Source organism: Moorena sp. SIO3H5, from assembly GCF_010692395.1.
GTDB lineage: Bacteria > Cyanobacteriota > Cyanobacteriia > Cyanobacteriales > Coleofasciculaceae > Moorena.
In genome coordinates, this window is record NZ_JAAHHS010000012.1 from 55,408 (window position 1) to 70,115 (window position 14,708).

18 protein-coding genes are annotated in these 14,708 nt (G+C 45.1%); 5 read left to right on the forward strand and 13 right to left on the reverse strand.

The annotated features are described in order from the left end of the window. Positions 1 to 144: 144 nt before the first annotated feature. The 10 genes from F6K52_RS03175 to F6K52_RS03220 form a co-directional block, all read right to left on the reverse strand. Entirely contained in the window at positions 145 to 1,803 is a 1,659-nt protein-coding gene (locus tag F6K52_RS03175) for a mucoidy inhibitor MuiA family protein (protein WP_293073922.1), read from the reverse strand. Positions 1,804 to 1,827: 24 nt separating this feature from the next. Then, on the reverse strand, positions 1,828 to 2,124 hold the full coding sequence (locus F6K52_RS03180; RefSeq protein WP_293073925.1) for a hypothetical protein: 297 nt from the start codon (positions 2,122 to 2,124) through the stop codon (positions 1,828 to 1,830). Between the two features lie 197 nt (positions 2,125 to 2,321). Further along, a complete protein-coding gene (locus F6K52_RS03185) occupies positions 2,322 to 2,984 on the reverse strand; it encodes a Na(+)/H(+) antiporter subunit B (protein ID WP_293073928.1) in 663 nt (220 codons plus the stop codon). Beyond that, complete coding sequence (locus F6K52_RS03190; protein ID WP_293073931.1) at positions 2,985 to 3,656, reverse strand: DUF4040 domain-containing protein; 672 nt, start codon at positions 3,654 to 3,656, stop codon at positions 2,985 to 2,987. Beyond that, positions 3,649 to 3,927, reverse strand: coding sequence for a monovalent cation/H(+) antiporter subunit G (locus F6K52_RS03195; protein ID WP_293073934.1), 279 nt, complete (start codon positions 3,925 to 3,927; stop codon positions 3,649 to 3,651). The genes F6K52_RS03190 and F6K52_RS03195 overlap by 8 nt, the downstream gene beginning before the upstream one ends. Then, entirely contained in the window at positions 3,924 to 4,175 is a 252-nt protein-coding gene (locus F6K52_RS03200; RefSeq protein WP_075900854.1) for a hypothetical protein, read from the reverse strand. Before F6K52_RS03200 ends, F6K52_RS03195 begins: the two co-directional genes overlap by 4 nt. Beyond that, the gene (locus tag F6K52_RS03205) at positions 4,172 to 4,561 is read right to left on the reverse strand and encodes a Na+/H+ antiporter subunit E (RefSeq protein WP_293073936.1); all 390 of its coding nucleotides are present in this window, start codon (positions 4,559 to 4,561) and stop codon (positions 4,172 to 4,174) included. Before F6K52_RS03205 ends, F6K52_RS03200 begins: the two co-directional genes overlap by 4 nt. Beyond that, entirely contained in the window at positions 4,558 to 5,985 is a 1,428-nt protein-coding gene (locus tag F6K52_RS03210) for a cation:proton antiporter (protein ID WP_293073939.1), read from the reverse strand. Before F6K52_RS03210 ends, F6K52_RS03205 begins: the two co-directional genes overlap by 4 nt. Before the next feature lie 5 nt (positions 5,986 to 5,990). Further along, the gene (locus tag F6K52_RS03215) at positions 5,991 to 7,424 is read right to left on the reverse strand and encodes a cation:proton antiporter (protein WP_293073942.1); all 1,434 of its coding nucleotides are present in this window, start codon (positions 7,422 to 7,424) and stop codon (positions 5,991 to 5,993) included. Next, on the reverse strand, positions 7,421 to 7,756 hold the full coding sequence (locus F6K52_RS03220) for a cation:proton antiporter subunit C (protein ID WP_293073945.1): 336 nt from the start codon (positions 7,754 to 7,756) through the stop codon (positions 7,421 to 7,423). Before F6K52_RS03220 ends, F6K52_RS03215 begins: the two co-directional genes overlap by 4 nt. Before the next feature lie 202 nt (positions 7,757 to 7,958). Between F6K52_RS03220 and F6K52_RS03225 the strand changes: the two genes are divergently transcribed. From F6K52_RS03225 to F6K52_RS03240, 4 genes are all read left to right on the forward strand, one after another. Then, entirely contained in the window at positions 7,959 to 9,203 is a 1,245-nt protein-coding gene (locus F6K52_RS03225; protein ID WP_293073948.1) for an ATP-binding protein, read from the forward strand. Between the two features lie 21 nt (positions 9,204 to 9,224). Then, positions 9,225 to 9,389, forward strand: a complete 165-nt coding sequence (locus F6K52_RS03230) for a hypothetical protein (RefSeq protein WP_293073951.1) — start codon at positions 9,225 to 9,227, stop codon at positions 9,387 to 9,389. A 142-nt stretch (positions 9,390 to 9,531) separates the two neighbouring features. Continuing rightward, positions 9,532 to 9,822 carry a hypothetical protein gene (locus tag F6K52_RS03235; RefSeq protein ID WP_293073953.1) on the forward strand — a complete coding sequence of 97 codons (291 nt, stop codon included), beginning with the start codon at positions 9,532 to 9,534 and terminating at the stop codon, positions 9,820 to 9,822. Then, positions 9,819 to 10,208 (forward strand): type II toxin-antitoxin system death-on-curing family toxin, encoded by a 390-nt coding sequence (locus F6K52_RS03240; RefSeq protein WP_293073956.1) that lies wholly within the window; start codon positions 9,819 to 9,821, stop codon positions 10,206 to 10,208. Before F6K52_RS03235 ends, F6K52_RS03240 begins: the two co-directional genes overlap by 4 nt. A 52-nt stretch (positions 10,209 to 10,260) precedes the next feature. Here F6K52_RS03240 and F6K52_RS03245 read toward each other — a convergent pair whose 3' ends face one another. Further along, entirely contained in the window at positions 10,261 to 12,648 is a 2,388-nt protein-coding gene (locus F6K52_RS03245; RefSeq protein WP_293073959.1) for an NACHT domain-containing protein, read from the reverse strand. Between the two features lie 149 nt (positions 12,649 to 12,797). Here F6K52_RS03245 and F6K52_RS03250 point away from each other — a divergent pair, with 149 nt between their 5' ends. After that, the gene (locus F6K52_RS03250) at positions 12,798 to 13,037 is read left to right on the forward strand and encodes a hypothetical protein (RefSeq protein ID WP_293073962.1); all 240 of its coding nucleotides are present in this window, start codon (positions 12,798 to 12,800) and stop codon (positions 13,035 to 13,037) included. 887 nt (positions 13,038 to 13,924) lie between these two features. Here F6K52_RS03250 and F6K52_RS03255 read toward each other — a convergent pair. Both F6K52_RS03255 and F6K52_RS03260 read right to left on the reverse strand, forming a co-directional pair. Then, the gene (locus tag F6K52_RS03255) at positions 13,925 to 14,101 is read right to left on the reverse strand and encodes a hypothetical protein (RefSeq protein WP_293073965.1); all 177 of its coding nucleotides are present in this window, start codon (positions 14,099 to 14,101) and stop codon (positions 13,925 to 13,927) included. Between the two features lie 65 nt (positions 14,102 to 14,166). Beyond that, a complete protein-coding gene (locus F6K52_RS03260) occupies positions 14,167 to 14,316 on the reverse strand; it encodes a helix-turn-helix transcriptional regulator (protein ID WP_293073968.1) in 150 nt (49 codons plus the stop codon). Positions 14,317 to 14,708 lie beyond the last annotated feature (392 nt).

A 14,708-nucleotide genomic window follows, 5' to 3' on the forward strand; every position in this document is an offset into this window, starting at 1 on the left:
GGTAATAGGTAATAGGTAATAGGTAATAGGTAATAGGTAAAAAATCCTGTGTACCTAATAGCTATGAAAAACGCTGTATCAAATTACTTTTGAAAAACTCAAATTATCCTGTAATGAGACAACCCATAAAAATCAGTATCCCAGCTAAATATCCAAACCAATCACTTTTAACTCAGGGGAATGCTCTATGATAAACTGATAATATAGCTCTTGCTTATCCTGGGCTGATAAATCAATTTTCCATTCTAGCAATCCCATCTCACCGGTCTGTATTTTAGGATTAGTCTGACTCAGCCGCACTTTGATTTTTTCATCACGACTTACTGGCAACTGTTCTTTAACTACCAAAGTTTTTTGCACACTTTGCAAATTAGTAATTACTAGTCGATAGGCATAAGTGGTGCGGCGCTGGTTGCCAATTAATTTCTTATCAACTTGACGCTCTACTAAATCCCGCTCAATTTTGACTCCCTCATCTATGCCTAAGTTCAGCCTGAATTCTTGTCCTGGTGCAATATTCTCCAACTTAGTGGTACCAACAAAGGTTTGATCACGAAAGATAGTCGCTTTGCCTGGTAACAACGTTGCACCAGTAACAGGATTGGTAACAACAGTTTGTAGGTAAGCGAAGCTAACTAGCCGAGGAATGGCGAGATACTCAGGATTACTAGGATATTCATCACTGAAAATAGTCACTTTGTGCGGGGAACCATCACTGGGAATATTGCTATTACCATCTAACTCAAAGGTAACCACACCTCCTTCTGTCGATACTACTGCTACCACTGCTTGGGCAGCAACTGGTGCTGGTGCTGACAGGCTAAGAGCACTACGAATTGTCAATGCTTCCGACTCATCCTCATAGTCTTGATCTGGAGATGATTCTGACATTGAGCTAGACATTGCTCTACTCTTTACCCTTCGCAAAGCTCGGATAGGTTGTTGGTCTAGTGCCTCAATGTACCATGGTTCCAGCTTAGGGGGTAGGGTTCCCAGTCCAGGCTTAGCAGTGGAAAGAGTAAGGCTAACGTTGGACCAATCTTCCCCAGTGTTTTGTTTGACTTGTGCAAGGTAGCTCAGATTTATGCGATCGCTACTGCTGTTGCTGCGCAAGTCGTAAAGTGGTATCCAACTGGCACGATTCACTACATAGGATACTTCTAGGTCAAAATCCACTGCCCCCTCTGCTGCTAAGGTGACAATAATGCTCAAACTCTCCTGGGGACGGGGAGTTTTCAACTGTTGTAGCTTAGCTTTCAGAGCATTTAATTGTTTTTGTAACTCTTGCTGTTGTTCTTGTTGTTGAGCGATCGCGCTAGCATCTGCATGGTGACGCTGCTCCAGAAAGTTCAGAAATTCACCTGTTTCCTGCACGCCAATCTGTTGTTGGGCAAGACTGCGGGAAAAATGTTGGACAGCTTTATCACTCAAAGCCTCCACAAAATTCCGTGCTAGCTCCTTTGACGCCTGCTGGTCTTGGAGGTGGCGTTTTTGCTTTTCTAACTCCTTGATTTGCCCACTCAATTGAGCAACTTGTTCCCCCACTGGTTCAGAGTCAAAGACTTTTTCTGTCCGTACTCCCAATAATCGCACAACCCCTGTACCAGTCCCTGTTGCTCGCACCGACTCCGTTTCGATGGTCATCGGTAGCCGAGGGATTACCAGTTCTTGCTCTTGCCCAGTCAGTGACACCTTAGTGCGCCGCGTCACCCTTGCCTGGTTAGAGTAGACGGTCACTTGGGAGATTCGAGTCTCTACTGTTAGGCTGGTACCTTCTTCTAAGGTCGTGTCTGTGTTAACCATGATGATATGTATAGCAGTTTTTAATTATTTGAGGTACATTTTTTTGTTAGGGAACAGGGAACAGGGAACAGGGAACAGGGAACAGGGAACAGGGAACAGGGAACAGGGAAGAAATAATTTTTCAATAAGAGGGAACAGGGAAGATTTAAAAAATATCTTGCACCTCATTAGACTAAAAAATGCTAGAGTACAATTATCTGAGGTATCATCATTTTTGTACCTTACTAGCTTGAAAAATACACTATAGCAGTTCTGCTGAGGGAGCGATGCAGCGCGGTCTTGGGGGTTTCCCCCATGAGCGACTGCATCAAGAAGTGACAAGGAGCATTTTTAGGCTTACTGGGTGTGGGCGAATGGGTATAGGTAAAAAGACAGCGTTTTTCATAACTATAAGGTACACAGGATTTTTGTTCTGTTCCCTGCTCTTTTCCCCCCTTATTAAGGGGGGGTAGGGGGGATCGCTGCTCCCTAAAACCCATAATTTTGTACCTCATCAAATTTCAAACCGCTGTAATCGATCATAGCAATCCCCGATGATGAATGAAAACCAAAATAACTGCCCAGGAACCCAAAGCCACTTTTACTGCAACCAGGATGTTGAGTAAGGGGATGACGATACCGCTGACCAGTGTCTGCAACTCCCCATGGGGTAATTCTACTCCTGTCAACGTTATAACCGCTAGTACAATAAAAATCAAAACTGAAACCTTTTCCCACCTAGCAGCTTGCCAGCGCTTGTAGAACGCCTGCATCCACTGGAATGATGAGGTTATGGCAACTAGACCGATTGCTGTTCCCCCCGCCACCCCAGCCGCAAAGCCACCTCCTGGACTCAGATGCCCCCGAATCGCCAGCTCGATACCTACCAACGCAGCAATCGTCGCTCCCAGACGGGCTAGAACAATGGATGGTTTATCGGTAAATTGATAGATCGTGCAGAAGGGCTTTTCATCGGCCAGTAGAAATTTAGCTCCCATGATCGCGATCGTAAATACCACCACTTCAAAGATGGTGTCATAGAGCCGATTCCGGAAAATGATACCCGAAACGGCATTGGGCACCCCAGTATCTTTTACAACGGATTCGACGATAGAGAGATCTGATAAGTCTGCCGCCGGATTCGGCAAAACCATAAATTTGACGTACAGCGCTATCCCTGCTGCAATGTAAATCCATTTCATCTAATGATCTTTCCCTGCCTCTGGTACATTTACATAACTCAAGCTTGTCGCCGATAATGAAAGTTCACTTTGCATGATTTCATAGAGGCGTTGAACCCTGGTCTGGGTGTGATAAGGTAGATTTTCATACTCTTGCCCTACCTGGTCTTGATCATCCTGTGGTGATGCCTTCTGGGTAGCTCCTGGAGCTAATCCCCTCTGGTCTTGCTCAAAGAGCCATCTCTCATCTTCGGTACAGGTCCCATGGACTTCTTTTGCCAACAGCGCCCGGTGCAAGGTCTCCCTATCTGTGTAGGTTACCAGCTCAAGGCGCATATAGTGTTTGTTCAGAATTGTGCGTAAGTCATTCATCAGTTCCCCAAAATCCGGTTTGGTCTTGCTGTCTGCTAAAGACTCTCCATCTGCCTCCACTGGCCTGTCTTGGATCACTCCAAGACGCATGGTTAAGGATGAACGCACCGCAACCGCATAGAGGGTAATGGCTAGCATGGTACCCACCAACGCTTCGGTCAAAGCCACATCCGCTGCCCCAAACATGGCATAGACCAAAGCCGCCACCGCTCCGAGTATGCCTCGGATCACCAGAGCATGGTATGGATTGACCTGAAATACCAGCATGCAGGCCGACAAAGGCAGTAGGGCGGTTATGACATAGATATAGCTATCAATCATTGTCACCCTCACTACTGGAACAGTAAGCCAAAACATATCCCAACACTGTATTCCAGATCGCCAAGGAGATAATGGCGAGAATCAGCAGCGGCCATTCACTGGGTATCTTCAGGAGCAGCCCGACGATGATACTCATCGAGCCGAGGGTATCTGCCACTGAAAGACTATGCAGCTTGAATAATACTGATCGGTGACCGATTAGGGGAATGGTTCCCCAAAACCAGAATAGGATTCCGACACCTATGCAAGTGTAACTCAGTGCATTAATCATACATCACTCATTCGTTTAATTACGTGTGCCAGTAACATTAATCCAGCATTTCCCACACTCAGGATGATCACTCCGACAACACCGATCATCCAATCATCTCGCAAGACAGATACCACTAGGATCATGATTGATGTCTTGGTGGCAATACTGGCAAATGCCAACATTTTTTGCCAAATATCATCATCTTGCCAAGCCTCATAAATGGGGATGAGCAGAGCCAGAATCATGGCAATCAGGATCAGTGTCATCGCTTTCTCCTCCGTCGAACCCGGTGAACTTCGTACCTGCCATCTTGGTGGTATTTCAACACAATGGTTTTTGGTGTAAAGGTGATCAGGAATATATCCAGGAATATCAGCCCAGGAGTCCGTTGGGGTTTGACTCCTTCCATGATTACATCTTCGTGCTTATGGGGACGGAGCATGATTTCAAATGCCTCAATATATGCCTGGGGAATCGCCACTATCACTTCACCGAGCACCCGCAGCCAATCCTTTAAGGCTTCTGGGGTTTTGGGGCGTCCTGGTAATAACAATGCGATCGCAATCCCAATGATGATATTTGGCAGACTCAGATTAGCAGTCAGCAAAAACCAGATAACCAGTCGTAAGATTAGATTTAGATGCCCAATCATGGAAACACCATCCAGAACAATAACACTAACATCAAACTCATCACCCCAATTAGATGGTCAAATTCCTCAAGCACACGGGGTAGCTTGAGTACAGATCGTTTGAAAATCAACAAATATGCCAACCACCCAAGGGCAATGGTTACCAGGGGTTTGATAATATTGGCAAAATTATATGCCTGGTAATACACACCATTGGCGGCAATCAGCCCACCGAGCAACAGTATCATCGCTAACCAAAAATTGACCTTTACCTGCCCTTGGCTGTCATCCCCATGGGGCAGAAAGATGAATTTCCCAAAGCATGTTGCCGTTCCTAGGGCAGCAACATTCATACCGATAACTTGCCAGGGCACTAGATTCTTCAGAGTCAACACCTTCGCCCCAAAGCCAGACAATAATGGAAAGCCGGAAATTGAGAAGCTAGCTATAGCCAGGGCAATCCAAATTGGGGTATTAATCCGCTGATGTTGCAGTTCATTGAGGTTACGGCTGGGCAAAACACCAGCGATCAAAAAGAGCGCTGATTTGACCAAACCATGGGTCAGGGCATAAAAGCCGCCGACTTCTGGTGAGGCGAGGATAAAGCCTAACTGGGAAATCGTGCTAAAGGCGAGAATACGCTTGGTATCCTTTTCAAATAAGGCATAGGTTATTCCCAGAAGCGCTGTCCCCACTCCAAATATCCTGACGATAGGATCAAGTTCCTCCACAATCAGAGCACAACGCAACAGTGGAAAGACTCCGGTTTTGATCACAACTCCCGATAGCAACGCCGACACTGGGCTCTGAGATTCGGAGTGGGTCAAGGGTAACCACAATCCTGAGACAAATATTCCCCCCTTGACTAACAGTCCCAGAAAGATCAGGGCAAGGGCTTCTGGAGGTGCTCCCCGCAAGCCTTCAAAGGCAAAGGAATTATTGGCCTTATAGACTAAAATTGCGCCGACCAGATACAACAGCATGGCTGTATTGCTGACAAAAAGATAGCGCAAGGCTACCCAAATTGATCGGTCGGTTCGGGGATAGGCAATCAACAGAAACGCAGCAATACTGATTACTTCTAATGCTACGTATAAACTGATGAAATCTGCACAGATAAATACGGCATTGACACTGCCATGTAAGATAATGGTTTGGGTATAGAAAAAAGCTGTTCTACCACTTTGCCAACAGTAGAGGATGACTGCTGCGGTTACCAGCCCATTGGTCAAGATAAAAAAGGCGCTTAATTGATCTACTAGTAATGTGACACCAAAATTATCCAGCAGCTGTATACTTAATGGCGATTTTGCCAGAAAAAATAGCTGTGTCCCATATTCAACCGAAAAAAGGGCAACCCCTAGGGCGAGGTATCGGTCAAATTTGGGGAGCAGATAAATGCTGAATCCCACAAATAGCGGTAGAGCAATCCAGGCAATGGTCATGGTACTCATGCAAACACCATCCAGAACAGTAGGATTAATATCAGACTCATCATCCCAATGAGATGGTCAAATTCTTCAAGCACACGGGGCAGCTTGATTACAGATCGTTTGAAAATCAAAAAATATGCCAACCACCCCAGGGCAATGGTTGCCAGGGGTTTGATAATATTGGCAAAATTATATGCCTGGTAGTACACACTATTGACGGCAATCAGCCCACCGAGCAACAGTATCATCGCTAACCAAAAATTGACCTTTACCTGCCCTTGGCTGCTATCCCCATGGGGCAGAAAGATGAATTTCGCAAAGGATATGGCTGTTCCTAGGGCAGCAACATTCATACCGATAACTTGCCAGGGCACTAGATTCTTCATGGTCAACACCTTCGCCCCAAAGCCAGACAACAAGGGAAAGCCGGAAATTGAGAAGCTAGCTATAGCCAGGGCAATCCAGATTTGGGTATTCATCGGCTGATGTTGCAGTTCCTTGAGGTTGCGGCTGGGCAAAATACCCGCGATTAAAAAGAGCGCCCCTTTCACCAGGCCGTGGGTCAGGGCATAAAAGCCCCCTACTTCTGGTGCGGCGAGGATAAAGCCTAACTGGGAAATGGTATGAAACGCCAGCATACGCTTGGTATCTTTTTCAAACACTGCATAGCCTACTCCCAGAAGCGCTGTCCCCACTCCAAATATCCTGACGATGGGATCAAGTTCCTCCACAATTAGAGCAAAACGCAACAGTGGAAAGACTCCGGTTTTGACCACAGCTCCCGATAGCAATGCCGACACTGGGCTCTCAGATTCGGAGTGGGTCAAGGGTAACCACAATCCTGATACAAATATTCCCCCCTTGACTAACAGTGCCAGAAAGATCAGGGCAAGAGCTTCTGGAGTTGCTCCGCGCAACCCTTCAAAGGCAAAGGAATGATTGGCCTGATAGACTAAAATTGCGCCGATAAGATAAAACAGCATGGCTGTATTGCTGATCAAAAGATAGCGCAAGGCTACCCAAATTGATCGGTCGGTTCGGGGATAGGCAATCAACAGAAACGCAGCAATACTAATTACCTCTAATGCTACGTATAAACTGATCAAATCTGCACAGATAAATACGGCATTGACACTGCCATGTAAGATAATGGTTTGGGTATAAAAAAAAGCTGTTTTACCACTTTGCCAACAGTAGAGAATGACTGCTGCGGTTACCAGCCCATTGGTCAAGATAAAAAAGGCGCTTAATTGATCTACTAGTAATGTGACACCGAAATTATCCAGCAGCTTTAGGCTTAATGGCGATTTTGTGAGAAATAGCTGTGTCCCATATTCAACCGAAACCATGGCAACCCCTAGGGCGAGGTATCGGTCAAGTTTGGGGAATAGATAAATGCTGAATCCCACAAATAGCGGTAGGGCAATCCAGGGAATCGTAATGGTACTCATGGCGTGTTATTCTTCTCGATCTGGTTGCTTTCCAGGGTAGGATTGTCCCGTGCCAGTTTCATAACACCTACTAGCATCAAGGCTTGAATGGAAAAGCCGATCACAATCGCTGTCAAGATCACTGCCTGGGGCACCGGATCTGCGTAAGCCCTATTTTCGACGTTTGAAAGAATGGGTGTGAATAAACCATCTCGGGATGCAACCAACACGTAATAGGCAATCACCCCCGTGCTCATGATATCCATAGAGATGATTTTCATAACCAGGTTCTTTTTAAGGATGATGCCGAAAAATCCGCACAATATTGTGGCAAATATGAATGCTTCTAACACGGGAATTGCCTATTGGGTAAGGGTTGGTGGTAATTATCTTTATACAATGATACTGTCGAACAGTGCTATAAAATATATAGCACGTTTTAATAGTGCTAGGAACTATTGACACTATTGATAAGTTCCAAGGTACACCATAGACTCATCCCACACCAAGGTTTTGCTTTGAGCTTGGGATTTGGAAAAATACGGGCAATAGCACATGACAGAATCGACTCATGGCAAATCAATGGTTAACCTCAGGCCTGAGGATGTCAGCGATACAGTTGGAAGCTTGCCAACTACTGAAGGTGTGCCGCCGAAGGATGTCTACACTTGGGAGCGGGATGCATTAGCCGTGAATCTTTTGGATTTATCAGTACCATTTGAATTGGTTGGGCGGCAAGCACAATTCCAGCGCATCACTCATGTTTTAGCCCGTGATGGCAACGTGCTGATTGTGGGAGTGCCCGGAAGCGGACGGCGGACTTTGGTCAGGCGGGCAGCACGGGAAGTTGGAGTTAAAATCCTGGAGGTTGACTGCATCCGGGTTACCGATGGTCAGCGCTTTGTGCAACTGCTGTGGGAGAGCATAAACCAGACCTTTCCCATGGCGACGATTCAAGCTCTAATGGCAGATTGGATTGAAGATAAGGCAGCGGAATTATTTGTCCTGAAGGATGAAGGCACTGGCACAGAGGGACTTAAACCGGTTCGGATCCAGAGCAAAGAGCTGCAACGGAAAGCATTTGAAGTATTACTGGATCTTCTGCAAAGGTTAGCCGAATCTGAGGGGGAACGGGTAGTGTTGACTTTGGAAAGCTTCCCCCACATCCGCTCTTGGGATCGTCATGGGGTGTGGGAAAAATTTTTGAGGGAACAGATCGAAGGTCAGACTCAGGTAAGTTATGTGCTAGTGGCAACGATCGCAGAAACCAGCATTTATCCCCATGAACCGGGGAATAATTTGGAAATTGTGCAGCTGGCTCCTTTAGCTAATGATGTCGTTGCGGCTTGGGTAACTGAAGTTTTGCATACGCAACGGCTGACCTTCGATCCGCGATCGCAAGCACTGGAAATCTTTGTCAATGCCGTGCAAGGACACTTCGGTGATGCGTCGGCACTGGTGCGACGCCTTAAGTCGGTACGAGTGTCTGACGGGCTAATTCGTGATGGGCATGTTCAGCAGGCCATCCAAGAACTGCTAGCGGACTTATCCATGGTCTTCGAGTCATTACTGATGCTGCTTCCAGCTAATCAAGCCCATCTGTTAGAATCCCTCGCCCTAGACCCTACGGACAAGCCACAAAGTCGAGATTACATTCAGAAGCATTACCTATCAAGAGGGGGTTCTCTCCAAGGAGCGATCGCTGGGTTGCAGCACAAAGGTTTAATTTATGGCTCCGAGCAAGGCTACAGACTGGCGTTACCTCTGTTTGCTTTGTGGCTTTGCAAGCGCCTGAGTTGATATAGCTTTTGTATCTCGGTTGTGAAGATACTTGCGCAAGGCAAGAGGCAAGAGGCAAGAGGCAAGAGGCAAGAGGCAAGAGGGGAAAAAGATCCTAAGTTTTATTGTCCAATAAAAAAAGACCATACAGCTTTACATCTCAAATACAAATGCGCTTATCAAGCTCAACAGATGCAGCTCAAGTAGCGTGACCTACGGTCAATCGCATTTTTATTCTGTGTTATGCCTACTACTTTTTTGCTACACTCTGGGTATTATCTATGATGCCCAATACAATAAGCTTTATCCTTTTTGACTTGCCTGAGCTAATACACGCACACTTCAAGCCATGAACTTCCTAGATGCAATCACCCTCAAACTCTTCTTGGTCGCCCTAACTCAGCTAGAGGATTCACTCTCAGCGGAACTTCAGGGTGAGTTAAATCCCCTTGGGAAGCAGTTTCCCTCCCGTGTTTCCAATATTGATGTCTTGGGTAAGGGTTTGGCTCCTTTGGAACAGGCTGACAAGGTGGCAAATCCTGCTAGTATTCAAGATAATTCTGAATTCGAGGCAGCAATGGCAGCTTTCGCGATAACTCGCAAAAACTATCGCAATGCTTTTCGGGAATTAGCTCATTGAAAGAGCCTCGCTGGGTGCCAGAGCAAGCAGTAATAGCTATCCATGACAAGTTAATCCTAGAGCATGGCGGATGTTTTGGATTAAGAGACCCGAATTTACTTTCAAGTAGTTTAGCTAGACCTAAACATTTATTTCGCTACAGTGATAGTGCTAGTCTGTTTGATCTCGCAGCAGCCTACGCTTTTGGTTTGGCAAAAAATCATCCTTTCGTCGATGGTAACAAGCGAATTGCCCTCGCTGTCATCGACGTTTTTTTACGTCTAAACAGATATGAGTTAGTGGCGGTAGAAGAAGAAGCCGTTATCAAGATTAATAATTTAGTAGAAGGAATCGAAAATCAAGAGTCTATAGCTACTTGGATTGCAGCCAACTCCCAGGAATTGTGATAATAACAATATTTTTAGTAGTATGCTTCAGCCTATTCCTGGAGAGAAAGGGTTAGCTAGAGTGAGGCGACTTCTCAATCTCAGATATGGGTAACAGTAAGGTATCTTCAATTTCCTGCCTAACTTCTCTGCTGACATAACAATCGCTATTTAGACACTCTACTAGCAGTACGTTGGCATCATAATACTGCTTTAGTAATTCTTTCTGCTGTTCGCTGAACTGCCAGTAATGCCCAATATTTCGATGCTTAATCATCATATTTCTTAATTCTTTCATCCAAGTTTTACTATCTGTTTTATTAAACTGTTCCAATGGATATTCACGCCTATTAAAGTATAGATCACTCCTATTAAAATGAGGTCTTTGCTTTCTCAGTTTTTTTAAGAAATTACTTAGTTCATTTTTAGGTAAATTTTGAATAGCAAACGAGAAGTTGAAAGGCTGATATAAATGCTCATGATCGTCCTTGATTATTAAGTAATATTTTATTAAGTCATTTTCTAAGCTGAAAGCAAGATCAAGGTCAATATCAAGATTATTATCAATACCTATTTTTGACACAATGGGTAAAAATTTTAGGGCTTTATCCAACCTTTGTCCTAAGTTTAAATCTATAGAACAAAGGTTGACAAAAAAGTCAATTTCACAATCTATGGAAAAACCAAGGCCAACATAAAAAGCTCTGATGGCAGCTAATTTGTAGTCAGCCTGGATAGATAGGGCTTTTTGACTTGCCCAAGTAATAAACTTTTGTAACTTCTCATCTCTGATCAACAGCCGATCAATCTTCCGCTTCATTAAGATTAGTAAATTATCAGCATTACGCAGCATAGCTGCGGTGAGCAAGAAGACCTCTCGCCAGCTTTTATCAGTGATATACTCCACCAAACTGTCATAAGCATGATTGGCAACAATTTCCCTGGCGGCGAAATACTCGTGAAATGTCAGATGAGAAAAGGAATAGATTCTTTTTGCCCGTTCCACTAGTAACCCATGCTGGGCTTCAATGGACTTTAATATGGCTTCGCTGTCCAATTTCAGATCTTTTTGATTGGGCTCTTCCTGATATAAGTTGCGAATAAAATCAGCGATATATTCCTCAAGGTTTTTTTGCTTAAAGAAGTAATCTTTCTGCTTAAAGGTAGTTAGAGCAATTTGACTCAGCAAGTCTTCCTTGCGTTGCACAGACAGGTTTTTATAGACCTGATCCCGCTCAATGTTGCGTTTGGCATCCCATTTTTTGAGCAACACATCCAACCCTTCCTTATAAAGTTCGGAGCGATTTGCCGGAAAATTCCCCGCTTCGCCAAACACCAAGCAGAGCAGGGTCAGCAGTAGGGGATTGGTTGCCAGTTCTTGAATCGGCTTGTCCTTTTCCAATTTTTGGATGAAGTGTTCAGCTTTCACGGGGTCAGTTAACCGAAACCAGTTTTGGGCAAAAATGGTAATTTGGTCTTGGTTAAAATCCGCTACTTCTACTTCAGTAAATTTTTCAAAGGTATATTCCTTGGCAGCAATTCGACAGGTGATGACAATATGATTATTGGAAAACTGGTAAGAAAAATCTCGAATTTCCTTCAAGACCCGATGAGTGTCTTCTTCTCGCACCTCATCCAACCCGTCTAGAAGAATTAATGTTCTACCTTGACGGAATAACCCCTCGGAAATACCACAACTGGTGAAAGATTGGCTGATGTAGGTCTTTAAATCCGTTGCCCTGGGGGTTTCCGCAAAATCTTTGAGGGTGATAAACAAGGGAACTCGGTTTGCATGAAACTGTCCCTCAATGCATTGCATGGCCAGATACTTCAAAAATGTAGTCTTCCCCGAACCCGGTTTCCCCAACACCATCAGCTTGCTGCAACGCTTTACGGCTTCTAGTCCCGGCACTCGCTGCTCCGTTACCTGGTTGAGTCCAAACCGCTCACAGTCCTCGGGGTTGCAGTTTTGCATCAGTTCAGGAATATCCACTCGGCTGCGTGCCGTGATTTTTTCCAGAATGTTGACCTTGGTATAGATGCCCCGCTCTCCAGTCAACTGAATTGGCTGAGTCATATCCAGCACCCGCATTGTGCCGCACTTGTTCTGGATGTAGGGCTGAAGCTTCTGCCGCACCTCTCCCACGAGCTTATCAATGGTTTGTTGTTGACTATCGAGAATTGATGAGTCTTTAGAGTTTTTAGACTCCCAAGCTTGATACTTGTTGATCAGATCATTCTTTAGTATGTTTTCCTTCACTGGACCACTATCACTAATTTGAAACTTACTGTAGATTCCAGTTAGACGACTACTGACAGCGCTCTCAGTGCTGTGAATAGTTTCAGCAATTTGCACTCTACTTTTGTCATCTCCAAACAGCGCAATAAAAACCTTTTTTTCTCCTTCAGTAAGTTTTTGATCTTTTGCTATGTCAGCCAAAAAAATCTTCGGAAATCCCATCACAGAGGTTCCACATATAGTTCTACCCTAGTTTAGCGACTATTTTCCAACTAAGTCAGGTAAGTCAGCCTAAGTCAGGCTAAGTCAGAGAAATAAGTGCAAAAGAAAATTGCGACAGTGAACTCAGTTGATTAATTCAGGAAATTGGCATGAAAAACGTCAAACTCCCCCCAGTTTTCCAACAAGTCTTTTTCACAGTCGTCTGCTTTACCCTCCTCTCTGGCGGAACTTCTTTGTGGTTAGCCAGTCAAAACAAGCTCTCCCCCGAACAAACCCGTATCTTTGAAACTTGCAACACCACTTGGAACATGGGCATCGGTGCTATTTTTGGACTACTGGGCAGTAAAGCCACTGACCTGTTCGAGTCAACAGAGGATGACGAGGATTAAGAGACTGTCACAGTACTGAAGCTGAGTGGGTTACGGCGGACAGGGTTGATCCCACTCTCAGCTAGGATTTCGGCTTTAGCTTCATCCGCGCTTATGCCCCACGTCCGTACTGAAAGTCGGCATGGGATGAATGGCGGACAGGATCTTTAATATTGCATTATTGTCTATAATAAAAAGAGTAGGGTAATCAAAATTAAGAGCTAACCGCCACCTACTAATTAAAAATAGAACTTATTGTATTGTTCCGGCGCGGAGGGGCATCCCGTGTCGTTAATAAAGCTTACCGAGTATCCTAAGCGATTGCCGGAGTTGGTAAGAAGCCCACACTGTAATCTTCGATTCAGTGTGGGAGTATGTCACTTAACCAACAGTCTCTAGAGTATGCGATCGCACTTTAGTTAGATCAAGCAGGCTAAGGCACAGTGCAATCATATTGTGTCTAACGCTCGGATCAAAGAAAGCGATCGCTTTCTCAATTTTGTTTTCCAGTTATCCAGCCTCAGTTAGATTGCTTTGTAGGGCAATGGCAACAATTCTTGAGTCAGGATAACCAATCGGTCGTCCTATTCTTTCCAAAAGCGACAATAATAAGGAATGAAAACGTAAGCATTCAGCCGTCAGCTATCAGCTATCAGCGGTCAGCGATTAGCGCTACGCGCACGCTACTTGAGGTGCTAATGCGCTACAGATGGTGCTACTTGAGGTGCTATCAGCTTATGGGCGTCACAGGCTAGAAGCCTGTGCCACGCTAATTGAGGTGCTTTTGAATAAAATAAGCTCACGGCTGACCACTGACCACTGAGAGCTGACGGCTGACGGCTGATAGCTGAATGCTTACCATCAAACTTCATCCTGCTTACCTCAGTTTTTTGTGCAAATTATGATTTTTAAAGTTGGTGCGAAATTCGTTCGATAGTCCCTTCAAAACTATCCCAAATTTCCTCCGCAGAACGGGGTGGCATCGCCTCAGCACGGGCAAATGCCTGTTTGATTATCTGTGAAGCTTTCTCTATTTCCTCGGCGCTAGGTGGGGCTATTTCTTCCCCCTCCCAGTCTACAACCAATAAATCGTTGGGACTACAGTGAAAGAAAGCACAGAGTTGACCGAGGGTAGTAAAAGCGTTCGCTCTTAGCGGAAGCTTCGCTTCATCGCATTCGCTTCCCCATTTTCGAGTTCCCTTAATTGTTGGGGATTGATTCCCGTAGATTCAGAAATTTCTTCGTAACTGATATTTCCGGAATTAGCTCTTAATTGTGCTAGTTGATTTGTGACTTTCATAGTGTAAACTGACCTACTATTTTCTATTTTATTAAATTAGCAAAAATTATAATAAAATTCCCAGGTGCATCTCAATGCATGCTGTTTGACCCGGTGGCTGGAAAGCGCACCTGTGGAACGGGCATCTTGCCTGTTTAAATTTTCGGGTGTGCTGTCTCAACCTGCTTGAGGATCCTTCGCACCTCTAACACCAACGCTCTACCAGCTTCACTACACTCCCCGCGCCCGCGCCCCGCGCCCACTCCCCACACTTCCAGTCTTTTTTACAAAAATAGCAATCCGTGTAGGAATTGAGAGAATGTTTGTTCCCTGCTCCCTGCTCCCTGCTCCCTGTTCCCTGTTCCCTGTTCCCTTTGCTCATCATACCTTTAGAGGTATCAAGTCCCTCTAAA

Coding starts and splice junctions, on each gene's coding strand:
- F6K52_RS03260 (WP_293073968.1), bottom strand. CDS start 14,316: ATGAAAGTCACAAATCAACTAGCACAATTAAGAGCTAATTCCGGAAAT.
- F6K52_RS03195 (WP_293073934.1), bottom strand. CDS start 3,927: ATGATTAATGCACTGAGTTACACTTGCATAGGTGTCGGAATCCTATTC.
- F6K52_RS03215 (WP_293073942.1), bottom strand. CDS start 7,424: ATGAGTACCATTACGATTCCCTGGATTGCCCTACCGCTATTTGTGGGA.
- F6K52_RS03210 (WP_293073939.1), bottom strand. CDS start 5,985: ATGACCATTGCCTGGATTGCTCTACCGCTATTTGTGGGATTCAGCATT.
- F6K52_RS03205 (WP_293073936.1), bottom strand. CDS start 4,561: ATGATTGGGCATCTAAATCTAATCTTACGACTGGTTATCTGGTTTTTG.
- F6K52_RS03235 (WP_293073953.1), top strand. CDS start 9,532: ATGAACTTCCTAGATGCAATCACCCTCAAACTCTTCTTGGTCGCCCTA.
- F6K52_RS03175 (WP_293073922.1), bottom strand. CDS start 1,803: ATGGTTAACACAGACACGACCTTAGAAGAAGGTACCAGCCTAACAGTA.
- F6K52_RS03200 (WP_075900854.1), bottom strand. CDS start 4,175: ATGACACTGATCCTGATTGCCATGATTCTGGCTCTGCTCATCCCCATT.
- F6K52_RS03185 (WP_293073928.1), bottom strand. CDS start 2,984: ATGAAATGGATTTACATTGCAGCAGGGATAGCGCTGTACGTCAAATTT.
- F6K52_RS03245 (WP_293073959.1), bottom strand. CDS start 12,648: ATGGGATTTCCGAAGATTTTTTTGGCTGACATAGCAAAAGATCAAAAA.
- F6K52_RS03190 (WP_293073931.1), bottom strand. CDS start 3,656: ATGATTGATAGCTATATCTATGTCATAACCGCCCTACTGCCTTTGTCG.
- F6K52_RS03225 (WP_293073948.1), top strand. CDS start 7,959: ATGACAGAATCGACTCATGGCAAATCAATGGTTAACCTCAGGCCTGAG.
- F6K52_RS03250 (WP_293073962.1), top strand. CDS start 12,798: ATGAAAAACGTCAAACTCCCCCCAGTTTTCCAACAAGTCTTTTTCACA.